This is a genomic window from Mucilaginibacter sp. A5337 (assembly GCF_059690695.1).
This window is the reverse complement of sequence record NZ_JCAWEC010000004.1, coordinates 477,977-499,977: the sequence shown is the minus strand read 5'-3', so window position 1 is coordinate 499,977 and position 22,001 is coordinate 477,977. Positions and strand designations below refer to the sequence as shown.

Genomic DNA, 22,001 nt, shown 5'->3' with positions numbered 1-22,001 from the left:
ATTTTTTAGTTGGGGTTATAAACCATTTCTTTCAAAGGAGGTACATCATACTTCTCCTTTACTTCGTTCAGTTGCACAATAATGCCTTTTGTATAGGCATTGTGCTTGTAATTATGGATGATCTCCAGTACATCCGGATCGATATATCTCGAGCCCGATCCGTCGATCACTACTTCGGCCCCCTGCGGTAAGCTGGTAAGCGTTACCTGTATGGCAGCCTTGTTCAGGAAGGATACTTCCTCGGCAAGCTTGATCCTGATAACTTTTTTGCTGCCGTTTTTTTCCAGATGATAGAAATAAGGGTTACGCAGGTTAGTACGCAGAATATAAAAGATCCCTACCAGCATACCTATGCCTACACCGATAAGCAAATCGGTCATTACAACGGCTACAATGGTAACCACGAAAGGGATAAACTGGCTCAAGCCCTGGTGCCACATGTGCTTGAAAAGGCTTATACGAGCCAGTTTATACCCAGTCATCAGCAGGATCGCTGCCAAACACGACAGCGGGATATGGTTAATCAAGGACGGTATCGCCAATAATGCAACCAATAAGAATATACCATGTATGATAGCGCTCATTTTGGTACGTGCACCGGCATTTACGTTTGCCGATGAACGCACGATAACCGCAGTCATGGGTAAGCCGCCAAGCATACCGCTTACTATATTGCCCGCACCTTGAGCAAGTAGTTCGCGGTTAGTTGGCGATATGCGTTTAATAGGATCTATTTTATCTACAGCTTCAAGGCTCAGCAGGGTTTCCAGACTGGCCACAATGGCAATAGTGGCAGCCGTTATCCAAACCTGCTTGTTACCTATCTGCCCAAAATCCGGCGATTTAAACAGCGCGAAAAACTCGGCACTGCTGTTCACCAGCGGAATACGTACAAACTGCTTATCAAGCAAGGCAATGCCTGTTCCGGAAAACGCGAGGCTTAGCCCGATACCGGCCAGTACCACCAATAACGGAGCCGGAACTATAGCCAGCTTTTTAAACTTAGGCCAGTAGATCATAAAAGCCAGGGAGACGATACTTATGATCACTGCGCCATAGTTTATGCGGGCAAAAGCCCGCGTTATGCCCGAAAAAGTATTATGTTCGTCAATCTGCTTAAAACCTTCATCGCCTTCAAAATCGGCATCATAGCCAACCGCGTGCGGAAACTGCTTCATGATTAAAATGATGCCAATTGCCGCCAGCATCCCCTCAATAACCGATGAGGGGAAGTAGTTGGCTATAGTACCGGCTTTAATTACCCCCAGTATGATCTGGAAAACACCGGCTAATACCAGGGCCATTAAAAAGGTTTCGTAAGCGCCAAGTGATGTAATACCATTAAGTACAATAACTGTTAAACCGGCAGCAGGGCCGGCTACGCTTAATTGTGAGCCACTAAGTGTACCCACAACTATACCGCCGATAATGCCTGTTAATACGCCTGCAAAAAGCGGCGCGCCCGATGCCAGCGCTATACCTAAACACAGCGGCAAAGCCACCAGGAATACAACGATACTTGAAGGAATGTCCCTTTTTAAGTTTTTGGACAAAAAATATTTTTTCAGGTTGAGATTGCCCATAGCAGACTCACCTTGCTTGATTTGCATAAGAATGAAAATTGAGTAAGATTGTTAAAATGAATTAAAAAGCATTGCTATCCGGATAGGGAAGTATCCGGTTAAATTCATTTTAAACGTTGGGCGGCGGTGTGGGTACCACAGGATGGTATACCTGTTTGTATAAAGCATTTTCCTGGTTATGGAGAACCTTGCTTTCGGTAATGAAGGTAATGAAGCTGATGGTGTGCAGATCATACTCATCGAAGGTCTTTTTCTCCTTCATGAGGTCTTTTTCGGGGCTTTCCTTTTCAGTTTTGCTTTCCTGCTCCAGCTGAAGGATCACCGCACTTACCGTTTTATTATCAAGATATGAAAACAGGGGAGCAAGCGAAATGCCCATCTTTATTGCAAAGACGGTCATGAACAGCGCCACTACCCATATTTTATTATTCCTGATCTTCATCAACACAAATATATAAAAATCCGTTATCAAACTATCAGAATAAGTGACTAAAAGCTATTCTTACAATATAATTACTATTTTTAAGCAATTACTAACAACCTGAATTGTGGATAAAAAGCTTGATCTGTTAAGGCTAAAACGTCATGAAGCCATGCAGGGCGGAGGCCCGGTACGTATTGAAAGTCAGCATAAAAAAGGAAAATTAACGGCCCGTGAGCGTTTGCATTTTTTATTGGATGAAGGCTCGTTCCAGGAGATTGGGATGCTGGTTACCCACCGCTCCATTGACTTTGGCATGGAAAAAGAAAAATATCCCGGCGACGGTGTTGTTACAGGTTACGGTACCATAAACGGGCGGCTCACCTACGTATTTTCACAGGATTTTACGGTTTTCGGCGGCTCGCTATCCGAAACCCATGCCGAGAAGATCTGCAAGATCATGGACCTCGCCCTTAAAAACGGAGCTCCCCTTATCGGCCTTAATGATTCGGGCGGTGCACGGATCCAGGAAGGCGTAGTATCCCTTGGCGGCTATGCCGATATTTTTTATCGTAATACTATGGCCTCGGGCGTTATCCCCCAGATCTCGGCCATTATGGGCCCATGTGCAGGCGGCGCTGTTTATTCGCCGGCCATTACCGATTTTATTTTGATGGTTGAGCACACCTCGTACATGTTTGTTACCGGACCTAATGTTGTAAAAACGGTTACACATGAAGTAGTTACTTCCGAGGAGCTTGGGGGCGCCAACACTCACGCCAGTAAATCGGGCGTTACACATTTTGCCTGTGCCAATGAAATTGCGGCCATTCAGCATATCAAAAGCCTGTTAAGCTACATGCCTCAGAATTGTGAAGATAAGGCCCCTGCCGTTCCGTATGAAATTGGCAACGAGCTCAGGCCCGAATTAAACACCATCCTGCCCTCTATAGCGTCGCAACCTTATGATATCCGTGAGGTTATTGATCATATCATTGATAAAGCTTCATTTTTAGAGGTACATAAAGATTTTGCCGAAAATATTGTGGTTGGCTTTGCACGCCTGGCAGGCCGCAGCATTGGCATAGTAGCCAATCAGCCTGCCTTTTTAGCTGGCGTGCTTGATATCCATTCATCAACCAAGGCAGCACGCTTTGTCCGTTTTTGCGATTGTTTCAATATCCCGCTGCTGGTATTTGAGGATGTTCCCGGCTTTTTGCCCGGTACCGACCAGGAATGGAATGCCATTATTACCAACGGCGCCAAACTGCTGTATGCTTTTTGCGAGGCTACCGTTCCGCGGGTTACAGTAATTACCCGCAAGGCCTATGGCGGTGCTTATGATGTAATGAACTCTAAACACATCGGGGCCGACATGAACTTTGCCTGGCCATCGGCCGAAATTGCGGTGATGGGTGCCAAAGGTGCCGCCGAAATCATTTTTAAACGCGAGATCAGCAAGGCCGAAGATCATGAGGCCAAATGGCTGGAGATGGAACAGTTGTATTCAGATACCTTTGCCAACCCCTACCGCGCTGCCGAACGGGGTTTCATCGACGAAGTTATTGAACCCGCCGAAACCCGCATTAAGCTCATAGCAGCATTTAAAATGCTTGAGAATAAAGTAGTAAATAACCCCAGGAAAAAGCACGGGAATATTCCGTTGTGATTTGGGATTTCGGATGTTCGATTTCGGATTTATTTTCCTTTTCATTGTAGAGATTTATAATTGCCTTTTCCGGCGCAAGTATTGATCGGTCGCCGGTGTTGGGATTACTTGTGCCATCTACGATAGCGTTTTATAATTTTCTATTTTCCAAAATTCGAAATCGAAAATCTCAAATCCGAAATCAGATTGTTTACTTTTGAGCTTTCGATTTTCGAAAATCCGAAATCGAACATCCGAACTCCGAAATGACAAACATCTCTATCGAACAAATCCGTCCCGAACTTACCTGGCGTTTAAGGCAACGTATACTATATCCCGAAAGCAAGTTATATGAAATGGAGATGGAGGAGGATAACCACGGGTATCATTTTGCTGCATTTAATGATAACAATATCATAGCTGTAATATCCCTTTTTAACAAGGATAACGACTGGCAGTTTCGAAAATTTGCCGTTGATGAAACCATGCAAAACATGGGGATAGGTCGTACGGTACTGCAACATATTACCGATTTTGTTATTACCAATGGCGGTACACGCCTGTGGTGTAATGCCCGGCTATCAGCCATAAACTTTTACATTAAAGCAGGTTTTAACCATACCGGCAATTTCTTTTCAAAAAATGGGTTCGATTATGAGATCCTCGAGAAAGAACTTATTCCTTCTCCAACTCAGGAATAATAGCGTTTGCCCGAAAGTTTGGTTGCTTTTCGTTTGATAATTTCGCCGTTTTGAGAGCCTCTTCAATATCGCCCTGCGCTTCATATAATACAGCCAGGTTGTAGGCGGCATGGCTTGCCAGCTTCAGGTCGGGCCCGTCAATGAGCGGGTTCAGGATTTTAAAAGCCTCGTTATACCGCTTCGCAATCATGTGGTTTATGGCAGCCTTCATGCTATCATTATCAGCATATAATTGCCGCTGATTAGTTAAGGTTGAAGGCAGGTAATCTTTTATAGCATCAATAGCCGCATTTCCTGCCGATTGGCTGATGGCCGCACCATTGCCTTTTACAGTCGGATGCACAAGTAAGGCAGCTAATATGCCGTAATAACGGCTTTCCGAGTGGAAATCCTTCGCATTCCCTCTAAGGATCTTAAAATAGTTGCCGTTGCTTTCGTACAAGGTAAACTTTACATTAACTACTGTGGTGTATACCTCCATAGTATCAACAAGCTCCATAGGGATATCGGCCCCAAGCGAATCAAGCGTTAAAACGTAATTGGCGCCATACTTTTCGGCAAGCTTCTTTACCGGAGTAGTATCTGCAACCATATTAACGGAGTCGGTAAGCGTAGTGGCCTTAATGCGGGGCAGCATATCAAACTGCCTGGTAGCCATGGAAATAGCACTATAGGCACCACTTTTTAGTACGGCACGTTTACGCTTATTTTTATTCACTGCCGAATCAACAGTGAACCTGTTTACCACTACTACCTGGGTTGTATCGTGCCCTAATTCCACTTTAGGACCGTAATTAACGGGAACAGTAATGACATAATCGATACTGCAGGATGCCAAACCCAGGGCAGCAAGCACGCAAATAATAATTAAAGTTTTCAAGGTATTTGTAATAAGGTTGGTTTAGGTTTAGTGGCTTTTATTCTTTCATCAAATCAACAATAATGGCTTTGGCAAAATCATTAGGCTGTTTTTGGTTTGATATTTTAGCCACATCAAGTGCGGCGTCAATATCGCCCTGAGCTTCGTATACTACGGCCAGGTTGTAGGCTGCGCGACTGGCAAGCTTTAAATCAGGGCCGTCAATAAGTGGATTCAGCACCTTGAATGCCTGATCAAACTTTCCGGCTTTGATCAGTTCAACCGAGCTGCTTAGCTGATCGCCATTAGCATACAGGGGCCTGTCATGGTAATCGGTGTATGGCAGGTAATCCTTCAGGGCATCCAATGCCGAGTTGCGCATGGCATCAAACAGCGGCCCGCCATGGGCAAGCAGGCTCGATGCACTGGCATAGGGATTAGTATCGTAGACTTCGGCTTCGCCATTTAATTTTTTCGAATAAATACCATTTGCTTCGTAAAGGGTAAAACTGGTATTGATCACTGTTGCACGATAAACAGATGGCACACCATTATAGTTGTCCTGCTTCCACTTGGTTTCACCCTTAAAATCTTCGAAAGCAAGCACATATGCAGCTTTATATTTTTTAGCCAAAAACTTAACCGAATCGGTATTAGCCGTAAAATTTACCGAATCAACCAGTTGTACTACTTTTACTCCGGGTAGTGCATGCAATTGGATTGCGGCATTGTTGATGGCGGTATATGCGGCTGCTTTAAATGTGGCCAATACGCGTTTGCCCCGGTTACGGGTTGAATCGGGCATGTAGTGGTTAATCACCACTATAGTTGTTCTGGCCCGGCTAAAGTTCAGTTTTGGAGCATAATCAACCGGTACGTTTACATATTGAGGAACGCTGCATGCTGCTAAAAAACATGCGGCAAATAAGATACAAGTAAGCCTTAATAGTTTCACTTCAGTAAAAATTAAATATCGCGGAAAGGTATAACATAAGCATGAAAGCATTATGAAATAGCCGGTCATTTTTGTATCAAAACAAACAAAGGCCTTTATTGTGACTAAATATTTGCAACAACGTTTAACGGTACGGCAAATTTTGTTAACTCAATTAAGAATATAATATCAGATTGTTAAAATCTAATTTATTAACAGTCATTATCGAACATTTTAATAAAAAAACACTTTAATTAATATGAAATTGTTATTTTAGCTACCAATTAAGCTGTTGAAATTTGCAGCATTATTTAATTAGGTTTAATGTAAATATGGCTAAAAAGAAATCTGACGCCCCACAGCATACATCCGTTGTAAACGAAACTTCACTCGCGTTTTTTGAAAAATACATCAATAACCCCTCACCTACCGGTTTTGAATGGAAAGGCCAGGAGCTTTGGCTGGAATATCTGAAGCCTTATATTGATACCCATTACGTTGATAACTATGGCACCGCAGTTGGCATCATCAATCCAAAGGCTGATTACAAAGTAGTTATCGAAGCCCATGCCGATGAAATTTCATGGTTTGTGAATTATATCACCAACGATGGTTTAATATATGTTATCCGCAACGGCGGTTCAGATCATCAAATAGCGCCTTCAAAACGTGTTGATATCCACACAGATAATGGCGTTGTTAAGGCTGTTTTCGGATGGCCGGCCATCCACACGCGTTTGGGCGGCGATAAGGAAGAAGCCCCAACCCTTAAAAATATCTTTTTAGATTGCGGCTGCACCTCAAAAGAAGAAGTTGAAAAGCTGGGTATCCACGTAGGTTGTGTTATTACTTACGAGGATGAGTTTATGGTGCTTAACGACCGTTATTATGTTGGCCGCGCACTTGATAACCGTGCCGGCGGCTTCATGATTGCCGAGGTAGCCCGTTTACTTAAAGAAAACAATGTAAAGTTACCTTTCGGTTTGTATATAGTAAATGCAGTGCAGGAAGAGATAGGTTTACGCGGTGCCGAAATGATAGCCCATAAAATAAAACCCAACGTGGCTATTGTTACCGACGTAACACATGATACGCAAACGCCAATGATCAACAAAATTACCCAGGGCGATCTGGCTTGCGGTAAAGGTCCGGTGGTATCATATGCCCCGGCAGTTCAAAACAACCTGAATAAACTGCTTATTGAGAGTGCTCAAAAGGCAGGGATCCCGTTCCAGCGCCAGGCATCATCACGTTCAACCGGTACCGATACAGATGCTTTTGCTTATTCAAATGATGGCGTACCATCGGCATTAATTTCATTGCCGTTGCGTTATATGCACACCACTGTTGAGATGATCCACAAAGAGGATGTTGACAACGTGATCCGTTTGATATACGAGTCACTTTTAAACATACAAGCTGGTCAGGATTTCAGATACATTAAATAATTAAATTTGCGCCCTATAAAAACAATTAAGGCAAAAATTCATTTCCTCATAAAATTAAACGCAATCCCAATATTAAAATCCCCAAATTCTATCTATGAAACCAACCTTACTGATACTGGCCGCAGGAATGGCCAGCCGCTATGGTAGCATGAAACAAGTTGACGGCTTTGGTCCCAACGGTGAAACAATTATTGATTATTCGATCTACGACGCTATAAAAGCCGGCTTTGGTAAAGTTACATTTATCATCCGCGAAGAATTTGTTGACAGCTTTAAGTCTATTTTTGAGCCTAAACTGGCTGGTCGTGTTGAAACAGATTATGTTTTCCAGAGCTATGACCTTAAGCAATTTGGTATCGACAAAGAAATTGAACGCGCTAAACCATGGGGAACAGCCCATGCCGTACTTGCCGCACGCAACCAGGTTAATGAACCTTTCTGCGTAATCAATGCAGATGATTATTATGGCTATGACGCATTTGAAAAAATGGCTAATTTTTTAACTACCGAAGTTAAAGATGATCTGTATTCATTAATCGGTTACCAGATTGACCGCACCTTATCTGATTATGGTTCGGTATCACGCGGTGTATGTAAAGTTGATGACAATGGCAACATGGTTGAAATTAACGAACGTACTGAAGTTTATTTTAAAGAAGATGGCAGCGTAGCATACAAAGATGCAACCGGCGAATATGCACTTCCTAACGATACCCGTGTATCAATGAACTTCTGGGGCTTTACACCAGCCATCTTTAAACAGAGCGAGCAAATGTTTGTTGACTTTGTTGCTGCCAACGAAAATAACCCTAAAGCCGAATTCTTTATTCCGCTTGCTGCCGATAAATTGATAAAAGACGGTACTGCTGCATTTAAAGTGATCCCAACCGGCTCAAAATGGTTTGGTGTTACTTATAAAGAAGATAAGCCTATCGTTCAAAAAAGTATATCAGAACTTGTGGCTAACGGTGTATATCCTGAAAAACTTTGGGACTAAATAGCTAACGAGTTTAAAAAGCAAAGCTCCCGCCGGTATAACCGAACGGGAGCTTTTTTTATATATGCTTAATTAAAAATTAGTCCTGGTAAATAAAGAATGTTTTTTGGTCGCCGTCTTCATAAACGTGCAGGGTTTTCTTAACCACCTGGTTGTTAGTTTTAACTTCCATGATGTAGTCGCCATCTTCAAGATTAGTTAAAACATAACCTCTTTCAACATCTGTTTTAGTTGAGATAACATCTTTCAACAAAAGTTCATTTTGTTTACTGTAAACGCGTACAAACGCGCGGCCTTTATCTGATTTTGCGATAGTTAATTTAACACCGCGGTCGTGATCAAGTGCGCGGAAGTATACTACTTCTTTTGCTTTAGGGGTTACATCGGCTGCTTTAGCGGCTGTAGTTGCAAAAACGCCTGCGCTTAATAAGAAGAATAATGCTGATAATTTTATTGAAGTTTTCATGATTTTGAGCTTTTAAGTATTGTTAAATATTTTGTGTTTGTTATTTTCAATGATCAAATGAACAACATTAATTTTAACTGCTAAAAAGTGTTATACCAGCGCTTTATAAATATAGACCAATGCCAAAAAGCACTCTGCAAACGCTTAAAACATACTAATTATCAATATTTTACAAGTTGGTCGAAAATTACAGGGCGTTGATCGGGCGGGAAAGCGGGTTTGTCGTTTTTGAGGGTGGAATAGAAAATTTCGTGCAACGTTTTGAAAGTTATGTTTAAAGAATCAACAGCCTTTTAATACCGCCCCTTTAATCTTGCGCTCGTTTGTAACGAGCGCTTAATATCGTGTAGCGATTGCATCGCCTTTGCGTTATAAACGCAAACCCAGGTTACGCACTCGTTACAAACGAGCGCGAGTCGAGGGGGTGCGGCAGGGCTGTGTAGTTGCAGGGAGGGGTTTATGCATCATTAAAGTAGATAAGCCTGCCGTCGAAATCCCTCCCTACACCCTCCCAGGGGAATCGCACAATCCCGAACTTTTTGTTCTTCCCAACACCTGTGGTTTGTAACGAGCGCGAGTCGATAAAAAATCCGTGCAACGTTTTCAAAATCCACATTTAACAAAACCAACCAAACCAAACAACGTTGCCTTTAAGTACTCTCTTTATCCGGGTACACCACAGGCATGAATTTAGAAATAACAGGCAACGTGCAAGGCTTTAAACAGCAGGATGGTATTTTAATAATCAAAGCCGCCGGGGCAGAAGCAAGAGTTTATATCTACAGCCCAACAATTATCAGGATAAACATCAGTAAAAACTTTAACCCGGATGATCCCTCCTTCGCGGTGATCAGGCAGCCGCTGGCCGATTTTGATTTTGATGAATCATCGGCCAATATTGATATTACTACATCCGCCTTAAGCCTCAGTATTCAGAAATCGCCACTACGGTTCAACTTTTTTACTGCAGATGGTATCTCACTAAGCGAAGATGACGCCCGCTTCGGCACCAACTGGCAGGGTGAAAGGGTGACATGTTATCGCCGATTGTTTGAGGGAGAGAGATTTATTGGTCTCGGAGAAAAAACCGGTAACCTTGACAGGCGCGGTGCAGCCTATGTAAACTGGAATACCGATGCGACTAACCATACACCCGAATCTGATCCGCTATATAAAACCTTTCCATTTTTTATAGGCCTGCACAGCGGGTTAACCTACGGCTTGTTTCTCGACAATACCCATAAAAGCTATTTCGACTTCGGCGCATCTACAGACGAAGAAACAAGCTGGTTCGGTGCCGATGGCGGCGATCTGAATTACTATTTCTTCGGAGCGCAGGGCGTTGCCAAAATTATTGAAGATTATACATGGCTTACCGGCAGGATGGAAATGCCGCCGCTTTGGAGCCTTGGTTACCAGCAATGCCGCTGGAGCTATATGAGTGCCGATGAAATACTAAACATCGCCCAAACCTTTCGCAAAAAACAAATCCCTGCCGATGTGATATATTGCGATATCGACTACATGGACGATTTCAAAATCTTCACCTGGAATAAAAAAGCTTTCCCTAACCCCAAGCAAATGCTGAATAAGCTGAAAGCTATGGACTTCAGACTGGTCACCATTGTTGATCCGGGAATTAAAGTGGAAGAAGGTTACAAAGAATATGATGAAGGTATTGAAGGGGATTATTTTGCCAAATATCCCGATGGAGAACATTACACAGGCTATGTATGGCCCGGGCGTTGCCACTTTCCCGATTTTTTCAGGGAAGATGTTCGAGAGTGGTGGGGCGCAGCCTTTACTGCCCTTACCGAACCCGGCGTCGAAGGCTTTTGGAACGATATGAATGAACCTGCCGCCTGGGGTCAAAATATCCCCTGGATAGTAAAATTTGGCGATAAGTTTATGCCCGAGGTTCGTAATGCTTACGGGATGCAAATGACCCGTGCCACTTATGATGGTACAAGAAAGATCCTGGGCAATAAACGACCTTTTGTACTTACCCGTGCCGCATATTCGGGCACACAACGCTATTCGGCTGTGTGGACAGGGGATAATACCGGTACCGATGCCCATATGCTATTAGGCCAGCGGTTAGTAAACAGCCTGGGCATTACAGGCATGAGTTTCGTTGGCGTTGATATCGGCGGCTTCAGCGGCAATCCTACGCCCGAGCTGATGGTGCGCTGGAATTCATTGGGTACCTATACCCCAATGTTCCGTAATCATGCCATACAGGGCAGCAAAATGCGTGAGCCCTGGGAATGGGGCAAAGATAATGAGCAAATCATCAAAAAAGATATCGAGCAGCGGTATAAACTCCTGCCCTACCTGTACAGCAGCTTTTATCAATCAACCCAAACCGGTTTACCCGTAAGTCGCACACTGGCCATTGAGCACAGCTTTGACGAGAATGCTTTTGATGAACGTTTTCAGAATGAATTTATGTTTGGCGATGCCATGCTGGTTATCCCGGTAGAGAGCACAAAACTTATGGAAAATGTTTACCTACCCAAAGGTTCTTGGTACCGGTTAAGCAGCGATGAGCTTTATGAGGGTGAACAGATTGTCAACGTGCCGGCGCCATTAACAGATCTGCCGGTGTTTGTAAAAGCCGGCAGTATTATCCCCATGCAAAGTATTGTGCAAAGCACCAATGAAGAAGGCGATGGGACATTACAGATCCATATTTGGAACGGTAGCGAGGCTAATAGTTTTGTTTATTATGAAGATGATGGCATATCGTACGATTATGAGCAGGGTGTTTATTATAAACGTGTTATCCGTTTTGATCCGGTAAGTAAAAGCATCAGCTTATCAGCGGTAGAGGGCTCTTTTAAATCGAGGTTTGCGCAGTTAAAATTTGTTTTGCATGGGTTTGGGGACCTTGGGCTAAAGGAGGAGGCTATTGAGAATAAGAGTGGTGAGATTGGAGTGAACTATTAATTTCAATTGGTCATTTTGAAATTTTTATGATACTAATTACATTCGATTAAGTATCTCAATAATGGCCAATACCTTTTCACAGATCTATCTTCAATTTGTTTTCGCGGTTAAAGACAGGTATAGTCTCATATCAAAAAACAATAAAGAAGAATTGCATAAATACATTACGGCTCTAATTCAAAATCGGGGAATAAAATTACTGGCTGTTAACTGCATGCCTGATCATATCCACATTTTTGTTGGTTTTAAGCCAAATCTTTTAATTTCGGATTTTGCAAAAGAAATTAAAGTAGAGAGTAATGAATTTATCAACAGCAAAGGCTGGGTAAAAGGAAAATTTAAATGGCAGGAAGGGTATGGCGTTTTTTCGTATTCACAATCACATATCGACTCTGTGATAAAATATATTCAAAATCAAGAAATCCATCATCAGAAACGCACATTCAAACAAGAATATTTAGAGCTATTAGAAAAGTTTGAAATTTCGTTTGAAGAAAAGTATTTGTTCGATTTTATTGAGTAATGATTGCCCCGATCGCATGATTTGTATGGCGTAGCAGGAGGCACCTATGGAGCCAAAAGCAACCTATCATTTTGGCTATAAACATGGTACTCCTACGGAGTTCTATTTCAATAGTTTGTCCCGCCCTAAAAAAGTTTACAGTTTCTGAGATAATCCTCTTATGTATTTACAGTTTATCTACTTTTTTAAAACTCCGTAGGAGTACCATGTTTATAGCACTATTGGAAAGATATAACAAGGCTCCGTAGGCGCCTCCTACTTCTGTATGCAGATCAAACTCCCCACCCCATCCAACAAAAAAGCCCGGTCTGGAATTAACCAAACCGGGCTTTATATTATCGAAACAAAATTGATTATTTCACTTCTTCAAAATCAACATCTGTAACAGTGTCAGAGTTGTCTTGCGGAGCTCCGGCATCACCAGCTGGTGCACCTTGAGCACCTTCGGCAGAAGCTTTGTACATATCTTCAGATGCAGCAGTCCAGGCAGTGTTAAGCTCGGTTTGTGCAGCTTCGATAGCGTCAAAGTTTTTAGCTGAATAAGCTTCTTTTAATTTAGCTAAACCAGCTTCGATAGGTGCTTTTTTATCAGCCGGGATCTTATCACCGTACTCTTTCAATTGTTTTTCTGTCGAGAAGATCAAGGCATCGGCAGCGTTCAGTTTTTCAACTTCTTCTTTTGCCTTTTTGTCAGCGTCAGCATTTGCTTCAGCTTCGTCCTTCATCTTTTTGATCTCGGCATCAGTTAAACCTGAAGAAGCTTCGATACGGATTTTTTGCTCTTTACCTGTAGCTTTATCTTTAGCAGATACATGCAGGATACCGTTAGCGTCAATATCGAAAGTAACTTCAATTTGAGGTACGCCACGAGGTGCTGGTGGAATACCATCCAGGTGGAAACGACCTATAGTACGGTTACCTGCAGCCATTGGGCGCTCACCTTGTAATATGTGGATCTCAACTGATGGCTGGCTGTCGCTGGCGGTTGAGAAAGTTTCAGATTTTTTAGTAGGAATAGTAGTGTTTGACTCGATCAATTTAGTCATTACACCACCCATAGTTTCGATACCTAATGAAAGTGGGGTAACGTCAAGTAACAATACATCCTTAACCTCACCTGTTAATACACCACCCTGGATAGCAGCACCGATAGCAACAACTTCGTCAGGGTTAACACCTTTTGAAGGAGCTTTACCAAAGAATTTTTGTACAGCTTCCTGGATAGCAGGGATACGGGTTGAACCACCTACAAGGATCACCTCGTCAATATCAGAAGTGCTTAAACCTGCATTTTTCAAAGCTGATTTACAAGGCTCGATAGTACGTTTAATCAGGTTATCAGCCAGTTGCTCAAATTTAGCACGGGTTAAAGTTTTAACTAAGTGCTTAGGCATGCCATCAACTGCAGTGATGTATGGCAGGTTAATTTCAGTTTGAGCTGAGCTTGATAACTCAATTTTAGCTTTTTCAGCCGATTCTTTTAAGCGTTGTAAAGCCATTGGGTCTTTACGCAGGTCGATACCTTCGTCGCTTTTAAATTCTTCTGCCAACCAGTCAATAATTACCTGGTCAAAGTCGTCACCACCTAAGTGAGTATCACCATCAGTTGATTTTACTTCGAAAACACCGTCGCCTAACTCCAGGATAGATACGTCATGCGTACCACCACCGCAGTCAAACACAGCAATTTTCATATCCTTGTGTGCTTTATCAAAACCATAAGCCAAAGCAGCAGCAGTAGGCTCGTTAATGATACGGCGAACTTTTAAACCTGCAATTTCACCGGCTTCTTTGGTAGCCTGACGCTGAGCATCGTTAAAGTAAGCAGGAACGGTAATAACCGCTTCGGTTACTTCGGTACCTAAGAAATCTTCAGCAGTTTTCTTCATTTTCTGAAGGATCATTGCAGAAATTTCTTGCGGGGTATATTTACGGTCGCCAATTTCAACACGTGGAGTGTTGTTGTCACCTTTAACTACTTTATAAGGTACACGAGCCGCTTCACTTGTAACTTCACTAAACTGGTTACCCATAAAGCGTTTAATTGACGAAATGGTTTTTGTAGGGTTTGTGATAGCCTGACGTTTTGCAGGGTCACCAACTTTACGTTCGCCATTATCAATAAAAGCTACTACAGACGGCGTAGTACGTTTACCCTCGCTGTTAGCTATAACTACAGGCTCGTTACCTTCCATTACAGCAACGCAGGAGTTAGTTGTTCCTAAGTCGATTCCAATTATTTTAGACATATATGATTGTTTTTTCTTTTTGATTTATTGTTTACTTACCACTGCTATTTATCAATGCCTGTGCCAATATGCCAATGGCAGTAAAAATTGCCTTTAATTGTCAGTTCGTGAACAAGGCGGCAGGATAGCTTACTTTGTGATGACAGGTTGGCAGAAGTTATAGAGGTAAAGGCGAAAGGTTAAAGGCAAAAAGGTTATTGCCGGATTTGTTAATTGGCAGTATATCGCTTAACTTAAAACTCGCAATTAAACACACCTATGAAATACATCAGGGAGGGCAATAATAAATTCGGAACAGTATTATATACTATCGACGGCAGCTATGTGCGTAAAGGCCAGGGCCGGTTCGGTGACATATTATATACCATAGACGGCAAAATAGTAAAAAAGGGGCAGGGAATGTTTGGGGATGTAGTTTGTAATCTCGACGATAATCTGATCAGGAAAGGCCGGACCCTCTTTGGCGATGTACTATATAATATCGATGGCAACTTTGTGCGGGAAGGACGCAGCCGCTTCGGTGACATAAAGTTTTATATTGACGAGTGATGGGGAGTGTTGTTAAACCGGAATTTGTGGAATTAAGAAGTTAGCGGAATGTCGGGTAATTTTTAAGAATTCTTTAATTCGTTTAATTCGAGTTCAGACAAAAAATCAGCGGAATCAATGCAATCATTCTAATCAACGGTTCTGAATAATGGCGTTGCCTGCGGCCCGGGCTATCCGCTACAAGTCCTCGCCTTACCTGCACGCAAACCCTACCCGCGCTGTGGGCTTTCCGCTACTATCCCTAACGCACTTTACGTTTTTATAATACTAAAGGCTTCTGATAAAATCCTTACATTTATATCAACAAACAAAACGCCTTTGTTACTTAACGCACTCAACAGGCTCATCACACTGCCTGGAATTGTATAACAAACAGCCATAATATACCGGCTGTGCCTTCACTTTAAAAAAGCGAACTGGTTTCTTATTGTTATTTAATTCCAAACATCAAATGTTTTTTATCCAATCACAACGGTTAAAGATGATACCGTTAACACATGAACAATTACTGTTACTTAAACAAGACCGCAAGCTGCTGGAACTATCATTAGGCCTGAATCCGTCTGCTATGCTAATCGATCCATTATATATCAAAGAAATTGATGACGCCTTCGATAGTTTCTGGCTGCCCAACACGCTCGCCTTCCCCGATAAATACCTATGGTATACCGGCTGGGAGATCGTTCTTAAAAGCACCAACACAGTCATCGGCGGCATGGGCTTCGCCGGCTATCCTAATGATGTGGGGGAAGCGGAGATAGGCTACATGATCGATGCCAATCAGCATAACCAAGGCTTCGCTACCGAAGCGTTGCAATTGCTTTCGCAATGGGCATTTACCCATAAATTTGTGAAAGCTATTATAGTGCATACCTATGCCGATAACCTGCCATCAAAAAGGATCCTTGATAAATGCGGGTTCTCCCTTACAGGTGACGAGGCAGAATTGCTCACCTATAAGTTAACCAGGTAACGGCAGCAAAAAAAGACTTACGATTAGTCCGCAAAAGGATATCGTAAGTCTTTTAAATAGCGGTTACGCTTGCTTCTTAACTATTTTGAAGCATTGATCAATGGCGTTTGGTCGTAATAAGCTGCCTCTACAGCAATTTTACCAGCCTTATTAAATTCATCAAACTGCACCAGCTGAAATTTCGCCGTTTTCTTTGTTTTTTTGTTTACAGCGGTTATTGTCCACCACGATTGTACAGTAAAAGAGTCTTTATCATATTGAAGACCATCCGGATAGCCTACCTTAACTATTTTTATCTGGCCCCAGTCCTTCGCGATAGCGGCCCAGGCTTTCTTCTCATCTGCAAAAGAAATTTTCTTAGGGCTTGTAGGGTCGTAAAATTTGGCCGTATCGGCATACAATTTCGCCAGGCCGGCCCAATCCTGCTTAATAAACAGATCGTTAGATTTGTTAACAATGGTGATATATGGATGTTCCTTGTAAATGATACCGTTTTTCTTAGGGGCTTGTGCCCATGTACTACAGGCTAAAAGTACCAAAAGCACGATCAAAAGATTTTTCATTGTTTTAGGATTTAAGGGTTAAACTTGATATAATACTACTTAAATTTAAATACAATAAATCAAAAATACAGTCTAATCCACTGATTATTAGAAATTTATACAAAAATTGTAAAATTTCAAACAATGAAACTTTTGTAAGTCTGAGAACATTAAAACAATACCAGGAGTTAAAGATTTAGTAAAAAGCATTTCGGTTTAATAACATATACATTTACATCCGCTGTTCAAAACAGAGAGCTTGCAGATAAAAGAACCCAATTAAAACAAAAGCGGCCCCGATCAATGATCAGGGCCGCTCTTAGTATGTGTTGAGATGAATAATTAATTATTCGCCTTTTTCAGCATTCTCTTCGTTTTCAGAAGGAGCAGGTGCTTCAGCAGCCGGCTCTTCTTTAACGTCTTCAACTACTACAGCTTCTTCTGCAGCTACCGGAGCAGCAGTTTTAGCTTTTGCACCAGAACCACCACGACGACGGGTTGATTTCTTAGCAGGGGCAGCAGCGTCAGCACCGTAAACAGTGTTGTAATCAACAAGCTCGATGATTGCCATTTCAGCGTTATCGCCTAAACGGTTTTCTAACTTGATGATACGGGTGTAACCACCTGGGCGGTTAGCAATTTTCTCAGCAACCTCACGGAACAAGATCGAAGTAGCGTCTTTATCCTGAAGGTAGCTAAATACTGTACGACGTGAGTGCGTAGTATCGTTTTTTGATTTTGTTAAAAGTGGCTCAACATAACCGCGTAAAACTTTTGCTTTTGCTAATGTTGTAGTGATACGCTTGTGTAAAATAAGCGAAGTTGCCATATTAGCCAGCATCGCTTTACGATGGGCTGTAGTACGGCCTAAGTGATTGTTTTTGTTTCCGTGTCTCATTGTTTTATATATTTCACGTGCATACCGTTGGGCGATAGGCTCAAGCCCTCGGAATTATGCTTTCGCTTAAATGTTAGATTTGAGATGTGAGATATTAGATGAGAGAACTAAGCTCCCTAAGCCATTATCCCGATCTCGTTTGTTACAAATAAAAAATGTTAGATTTTAAGAGCGAGAAAAATCTCATGTCTCAAATCTAACATCTCATATCTTATTCTTCGTCTAACTTAAATTTAGACAGGTTCATACCAAAAGATAAGCCTTTTGATTTAACCAGGTCCTGGATTTCAGTTAACGATTTTTTACCAAAGTTCCTGAATTTCAACATATCAGCAACATCGTACGAAACCAGATCAGCTAAGCTGCGGATATCAGCAGCTTTAAGGCAGTTAAGGGCGCGTACAGAAAGGTCAAGATCAACCAATTCGGTTTTAAGGATCTTGCGCATGTGCAGGATCTCTTCGTCAACTTCTTTAGTTTCTTCTTTAGCCTGTGCTTCAAGCATCATGTTTTCATCGCTGAACAGCATAAAGTGCTGGATCAGGATTTTAGCTGCTTCTTTCAAAGCATCTTCAGGATGGATTGAACCATCGGTAGCAATATCCAATACTAATTTTTCATAGTCGGTTTTTTGCTCAACACGATAGTTTTCGATGGTATATTTTACGTTTTTAATTGGAGTATAGATCGAGTCGATAGCTATAACACCAACATTAGCGTCAGGATTTTTATTTTCCTCGCTTGGTACATAACCACGGCCTTTACCTACAGTAAGCTCAACTTCAAGCGTCACTGAAGGATCCATGTTGCAAAGTACCAAATCAGGATTTAATACAGTAAAGTTGTTAGAGAATTTGGTGATATCTCCTGCTTTAAATGCATCCTGGCCATTTACAATAACAAATATTTTCTCGCTGTCGCCAGATTCACCTGTTTTCTTAAAACGAACTTGTTTAAGGTTCAGGATGATCTCGGTTACGTCTTCAACAACACCTTTGATGGTCGAAAATTCATGAGTTACTCCCGAAAAACGAACAGAAGTAATTGCATAACCTTCAAGTGATGAAAGTAAGATACGACGCAGAGCATTACCAATGGTTACACCAAAGCCTGGTTCTAACGGACGAAATTCAAACGTACCATCAAAATCATTTGCTTTTTGCATGATAACCTTGTCTGGTTTTTGAAATGCTAAAATTGCCATTTATATCCTTTATTTATTGTTTACTTGTTAATTGATTTGAGATGTGAGATTTGAGATGTGAGAATTTTCTCTGGTATCCAAACGCTTATCCAAACCTTTTGTTTGTCATTTGCATATATACGAAAACCAGAAATGAGATTTGAAAAAACTCTCAAATCTCACATCTGATATCTCATATCTTATTTAGAGTACAACTCGACGATCAGGTTTTCCTTGATGTTTTCAGGGATCTCATCGCGGTTAGGATAGTTAAGGAATTTACCTGTTAGGTTATTCGCATCCCACTCTAACCAGCTGTATTTATTGATTCTTCTACCGGCTACTGAAGTAGTGATAGCCTCTAATGATTTAGATTTTTCACGTACTGCAACCACGTCGCCAGCTTTCAATGCATAAGAAGCGATGTTTACAACAGCACCGTTAACAGTGATGTGTTTGTGGTTAACCAATTGACGGGCTGCTGAACGTGTAGGAGCAATACCTAAACGGAAAACAGCGTTATCTAAACGAGCTTCTAAGAATTTCAACAGGTTTTCGCCTGTGATGCCTTCTTTAGCTGAAGCGCGGTGAAATAAGTTTTCGAACTGACGTTCTAATACACCGTAAGTGTATTTAACTTTTTGTTTCTCTTGCAACTGAGTTGAATACTCTGATTGCTTTCCACGGCGTTTTGATGCGCCATGCATTCCCGGCGGGTAGTTTTTACGTTCTAACGCTTTGTCCGGACCGAAGATCGGCTCACGGAAACGACGGGCAATTTTGGATTTTGGTCCTGTATATCTGGCCATTTTTGTGTGTTCTTAAAGTATCATACAGCCTGTAGCTGCAGAATCTTAGCTTTAAAAAATATGTTAATTAAACTCTTCTTCTTTTTGAAGGACGGCAACCGTTGTGAGGAAGCGGTGTAATATCTTTAATCGTAGTTACTTCGATACCTGCAGTTTGCAAAGTACGGATAGCAGACTCACGACCGGCACCAGGGCCTTTTACAAACACTTCAACTTTACGTAAACCTAAGTCATAAGCAACTTTACCGCAATCGGCAGCAGCTTGTGAGGCAGCGTAAGGGGTGTTCTTTTTTGAACCTTTAAAACCCATTTTACCAGCTGATGACCAGGAAACTGCCTGGCCTGTTTTGTTGGTAAGGGTGATGATGATGTTGTTGAAAGTAGCATTGATATGCGCTTCGCCAACAGGCTCAACAATCACAATGCGTTTTTTGGTAACTTTTTTAGCTTTAGCCATTTTTTTAATCTGTTACTTACGAATTACTGGATTACTACTATAACCCGGACCCGTAAAAATTCCTTAATGAGGTATTCCTGATGAATTAAAGGTTATCAAGCGGCTATTAAGCAGTCTCTAACCTCTAAACACCAATCACTATTTAGTAGCTTTTTTCTTGTTAGCAACTGTTTTACGTTTACCTTTACGGGTACGTGAGTTGTTTTTAGTACGCTGACCACGTAATGGTAAACCTTTACGGTGACGTGTACCACGGTAGCAACCAATATCCATCAAACGTTTAATGTTAAGCTGTACTTCTGAACGTAAAGCACCTTCAACTTTAATTTGCTCGTTGATGATACCACGTATAGCAGCTAATTGCTCATCGGTCCAGTCTTGTACTTTGATATTTACGTCGATGCCAGCTTCAGCTAAAATCCTTTGAGCTGTTGAACGGCCGATACCGTAAATGTAAGTAAGTCCGATTTCTCCTCTTTTATTCTTTGGTAAATCAATACCTGAAATCCTTGCCATATTGTTTATTTAGTGATTTAGTGACTTAGTGATTGGGTGAGCTTTTGCCTTTAATAGATTCAGCAACTCACTAATTCACTAATTCAAAATTAATTTTTCTTAGCCCTGGCGTTGTTTAAACTTCGGGTTCTTTTTGTTAATAACGTAAAGTTTCCCGTTACGGCGGATGATCTTGCAATCAGCGCTGCGCTTTTTGATGGATGCTCTAACTTTCATCTTTTTATTTATATCTATAGGTTATTCTACCCTTTGTTAAATCGTATGGGCTCATTTCCAATTTCACCCTGTCGCCAGGAAGAATTTTAATGTAGTGCATACGCATTTTGCCCGATATGTGCGCTATAATCTCATGACCATTTTCAAGTTCAACCCTGAACATTGCATTTGACAATGCCTCTCTAATTGTACCGTCTTGCTCAATCGAAGATTGTTTAGCCATATTTTGTTGATTATTACTTAATTATCCGCCCTAAAACCGGGATGCAAAATTAATAAAAAATTATTTAATTATTATTTTTTTCTTTTAAAACATTTTCTACGTAATCAAACGTCGATAAAATGTCTGGAGTACCTTTGCGTACCGCTACGGTATGCTCATAATGCGCCGAAGGTTTTTTGTCTGAAGTTGAAACTGTCCAGCCATCATCCCAGAATTTAACACCGGCACGGCCGGCATTGATCATTGGCTCGATAGCTATCACCATTCCTTCTTCCAGTTTGATACCTGCACCACGTTTGCCATAGTTAGGCACTTCCGGCTTCTCGTGCAGCTTTAACCCTACACCATGGCCTACAAGTTCCTTCACCACACCAAATCCGTTCTTTTCGGCATGCTCCTGTACGGCATGGCCAATGTCGCCTATACGCATTCCTACCACCGCTTTCTCAACACCCAGCTTTAAACATTCCTGGGTAACACGCATCAGTTTCTTAACCTCAGCGCTAACCTCACCAATAGCAAAGGTATAAGCCGAGTCGCCGTAGTATTTATTTAAAATAACACCGCAGTCAACAGATACCAGGTCGCCTTCGGTTAAAACATGCGATCCGGGAAAGCCATGTACAACCTGATCATTCAGGGAGATACACAACGAATAAGGAAATCCGTGATAGTTTAAAAAGGCAGGCACACCGCCGTTGTCCCTGATAAAGGTTTCGGCAAGCTTATCCAGTTCTATTGTTTTAACACCCGGAGCGATAACCTTGGCTATTTCTCCGAGTGTTTTAGAAACAAGTAAAGAACTTTCTCTTATGAGTTCTATCTCTTCGACAGACTTATAATTGATTTTTGACATT

General features: G+C 41.8%; 24 protein-coding genes. 8 read left to right on the top strand and 16 right to left on the bottom strand.

What is annotated here, in order from left to right:
• Positions 1-5 precede the first annotated feature (5 nt).
• Both AC59JO_RS16160 and AC59JO_RS16155 read right to left on the bottom strand, forming a co-directional pair.
• Positions 6-1,610 carry a SulP family inorganic anion transporter gene (locus AC59JO_RS16160; protein ID WP_497306454.1) on the bottom strand — a complete coding sequence of 535 codons (1,605 nt, stop codon included), beginning with the start codon at positions 1,608-1,610 and terminating at the stop codon, positions 6-8.
• A gap of 82 nt (positions 1,611-1,692) precedes the next feature.
• A complete protein-coding gene (locus AC59JO_RS16155; protein ID WP_091216044.1) occupies positions 1,693-2,025 on the bottom strand; it encodes a hypothetical protein in 333 nt (110 codons plus the stop codon).
• 106 nt (positions 2,026-2,131) lie between these two features.
• Here AC59JO_RS16155 and AC59JO_RS16150 point away from each other — a divergent pair, with 106 nt between their 5' ends.
• On the top strand, positions 2,132-3,673 hold the full coding sequence (locus tag AC59JO_RS16150; RefSeq protein WP_497306453.1) for an acyl-CoA carboxylase subunit beta: 1,542 nt from the start codon (positions 2,132-2,134) through the stop codon (positions 3,671-3,673).
• Between the two features lie 245 nt (positions 3,674-3,918).
• A complete protein-coding gene (locus tag AC59JO_RS16145; RefSeq protein WP_497306451.1) occupies positions 3,919-4,353 on the top strand; it encodes a GNAT family N-acetyltransferase in 435 nt (144 codons plus the stop codon).
• Here the strand turns inward: AC59JO_RS16145 and AC59JO_RS16140 are convergent.
• Both AC59JO_RS16140 and AC59JO_RS16135 read right to left on the bottom strand, forming a co-directional pair.
• Positions 4,328-5,233, bottom strand: coding sequence for a DUF6340 family protein (locus AC59JO_RS16140; protein ID WP_497306449.1), 906 nt, complete (start codon positions 5,231-5,233; stop codon positions 4,328-4,330). The two genes, AC59JO_RS16145 and AC59JO_RS16140, sit on opposite strands and share 26 nt — an antisense overlap.
• A 37-nt stretch (positions 5,234-5,270) precedes the next feature.
• Positions 5,271-6,167 (bottom strand): DUF6340 family protein, encoded by an 897-nt coding sequence (locus tag AC59JO_RS16135; RefSeq protein ID WP_413669712.1) that lies wholly within the window; start codon positions 6,165-6,167, stop codon positions 5,271-5,273.
• A 311-nt stretch (positions 6,168-6,478) separates the two neighbouring features.
• Here AC59JO_RS16135 and AC59JO_RS16130 point away from each other — a divergent pair, with 311 nt between their 5' ends.
• Positions 6,479-7,594 (top strand): M42 family metallopeptidase, encoded by a 1,116-nt coding sequence (locus tag AC59JO_RS16130; RefSeq protein ID WP_413669713.1) that lies wholly within the window; start codon positions 6,479-6,481, stop codon positions 7,592-7,594.
• A 94-nt stretch (positions 7,595-7,688) separates the two neighbouring features.
• The gene (locus AC59JO_RS16125) at positions 7,689-8,591 is read left to right on the top strand and encodes a nucleotidyltransferase family protein (RefSeq protein ID WP_497306446.1); all 903 of its coding nucleotides are present in this window, start codon (positions 7,689-7,691) and stop codon (positions 8,589-8,591) included.
• 79 nt (positions 8,592-8,670) lie between these two features.
• Here AC59JO_RS16125 and AC59JO_RS16120 read toward each other — a convergent pair whose 3' ends face one another.
• Both AC59JO_RS16120 and AC59JO_RS16115 read right to left on the bottom strand, forming a co-directional pair.
• A complete protein-coding gene (locus AC59JO_RS16120; protein WP_413669715.1) occupies positions 8,671-9,057 on the bottom strand; it encodes a hypothetical protein in 387 nt (128 codons plus the stop codon).
• Between the two features lie 457 nt (positions 9,058-9,514).
• Complete coding sequence (locus AC59JO_RS16115; protein WP_497306444.1) at positions 9,515-9,664, bottom strand: hypothetical protein; 150 nt, start codon at positions 9,662-9,664, stop codon at positions 9,515-9,517.
• A 77-nt stretch (positions 9,665-9,741) separates the two neighbouring features.
• Here AC59JO_RS16115 and AC59JO_RS16110 point away from each other — a divergent pair, with 77 nt between their 5' ends.
• Entirely contained in the window at positions 9,742-12,006 is a 2,265-nt protein-coding gene (locus tag AC59JO_RS16110) for a glycoside hydrolase family 31 protein (protein WP_497306442.1), read from the top strand.
• Positions 12,007-12,067: 61 nt separating this feature from the next.
• On the top strand, positions 12,068-12,529 hold the full coding sequence (gene tnpA / locus AC59JO_RS16105) for an IS200/IS605 family transposase (protein WP_497306440.1): 462 nt from the start codon (positions 12,068-12,070) through the stop codon (positions 12,527-12,529).
• 353 nt (positions 12,530-12,882) lie between these two features.
• Here tnpA and dnaK read toward each other — a convergent pair whose 3' ends face one another.
• Positions 12,883-14,778 carry a molecular chaperone DnaK gene (gene dnaK / locus AC59JO_RS16100; RefSeq protein WP_413669718.1) on the bottom strand — a complete coding sequence of 632 codons (1,896 nt, stop codon included), beginning with the start codon at positions 14,776-14,778 and terminating at the stop codon, positions 12,883-12,885.
• A 258-nt stretch (positions 14,779-15,036) separates the two neighbouring features.
• On the opposite strand from dnaK, the gene AC59JO_RS16095 reads away from it, so the two are divergent.
• Both AC59JO_RS16095 and AC59JO_RS16090 read left to right on the top strand, forming a co-directional pair.
• Complete coding sequence (locus tag AC59JO_RS16095; RefSeq protein ID WP_413669719.1) at positions 15,037-15,327, top strand: 6-fold beta flower protein; 291 nt, start codon at positions 15,037-15,039, stop codon at positions 15,325-15,327.
• A 481-nt stretch (positions 15,328-15,808) separates the two neighbouring features.
• A complete protein-coding gene (locus AC59JO_RS16090) occupies positions 15,809-16,300 on the top strand; it encodes a GNAT family N-acetyltransferase (protein ID WP_413669720.1) in 492 nt (163 codons plus the stop codon).
• 80 nt (positions 16,301-16,380) lie between these two features.
• Here AC59JO_RS16090 and AC59JO_RS16085 read toward each other — a convergent pair whose 3' ends face one another.
• From AC59JO_RS16085 to map, 9 genes are all read right to left on the bottom strand, one after another.
• Positions 16,381-16,863: a nuclear transport factor 2 family protein gene (locus AC59JO_RS16085; protein WP_497306437.1), complete on the bottom strand. Its 483-nt coding sequence runs from the start codon at positions 16,861-16,863 to the stop codon at positions 16,381-16,383.
• A gap of 325 nt (positions 16,864-17,188) precedes the next feature.
• The gene (rplQ, locus tag AC59JO_RS16080; RefSeq protein ID WP_091216004.1) at positions 17,189-17,740 is read right to left on the bottom strand and encodes a 50S ribosomal protein L17; all 552 of its coding nucleotides are present in this window, start codon (positions 17,738-17,740) and stop codon (positions 17,189-17,191) included.
• A gap of 211 nt (positions 17,741-17,951) precedes the next feature.
• Positions 17,952-18,944, bottom strand: a complete 993-nt coding sequence (locus AC59JO_RS16075) for a DNA-directed RNA polymerase subunit alpha (protein WP_091216000.1) — start codon at positions 18,942-18,944, stop codon at positions 17,952-17,954.
• A gap of 179 nt (positions 18,945-19,123) precedes the next feature.
• Positions 19,124-19,732 carry a 30S ribosomal protein S4 gene (gene rpsD / locus AC59JO_RS16070; RefSeq protein WP_090529221.1) on the bottom strand — a complete coding sequence of 203 codons (609 nt, stop codon included), beginning with the start codon at positions 19,730-19,732 and terminating at the stop codon, positions 19,124-19,126.
• Positions 19,733-19,799: 67 nt separating this feature from the next.
• Entirely contained in the window at positions 19,800-20,189 is a 390-nt protein-coding gene (gene rpsK, locus AC59JO_RS16065) for a 30S ribosomal protein S11 (RefSeq protein WP_090529224.1), read from the bottom strand.
• Between the two features lie 138 nt (positions 20,190-20,327).
• The gene (gene rpsM / locus AC59JO_RS16060) at positions 20,328-20,705 is read right to left on the bottom strand and encodes a 30S ribosomal protein S13 (RefSeq protein WP_091215993.1); all 378 of its coding nucleotides are present in this window, start codon (positions 20,703-20,705) and stop codon (positions 20,328-20,330) included.
• A 99-nt stretch (positions 20,706-20,804) separates the two neighbouring features.
• The gene (ykgO, locus tag AC59JO_RS16055) at positions 20,805-20,921 is read right to left on the bottom strand and encodes a type B 50S ribosomal protein L36 (protein ID WP_022833269.1); all 117 of its coding nucleotides are present in this window, start codon (positions 20,919-20,921) and stop codon (positions 20,805-20,807) included.
• A 4-nt stretch (positions 20,922-20,925) separates the two neighbouring features.
• On the bottom strand, positions 20,926-21,144 hold the full coding sequence (gene infA, locus AC59JO_RS16050; protein WP_022833270.1) for a translation initiation factor IF-1: 219 nt from the start codon (positions 21,142-21,144) through the stop codon (positions 20,926-20,928).
• 64 nt (positions 21,145-21,208) lie between these two features.
• On the bottom strand, positions 21,209-22,000 hold the full coding sequence (gene map, locus AC59JO_RS16045; RefSeq protein WP_091215989.1) for a type I methionyl aminopeptidase: 792 nt from the start codon (positions 21,998-22,000) through the stop codon (positions 21,209-21,211).
• Position 22,001 lies beyond the last annotated feature (1 nt).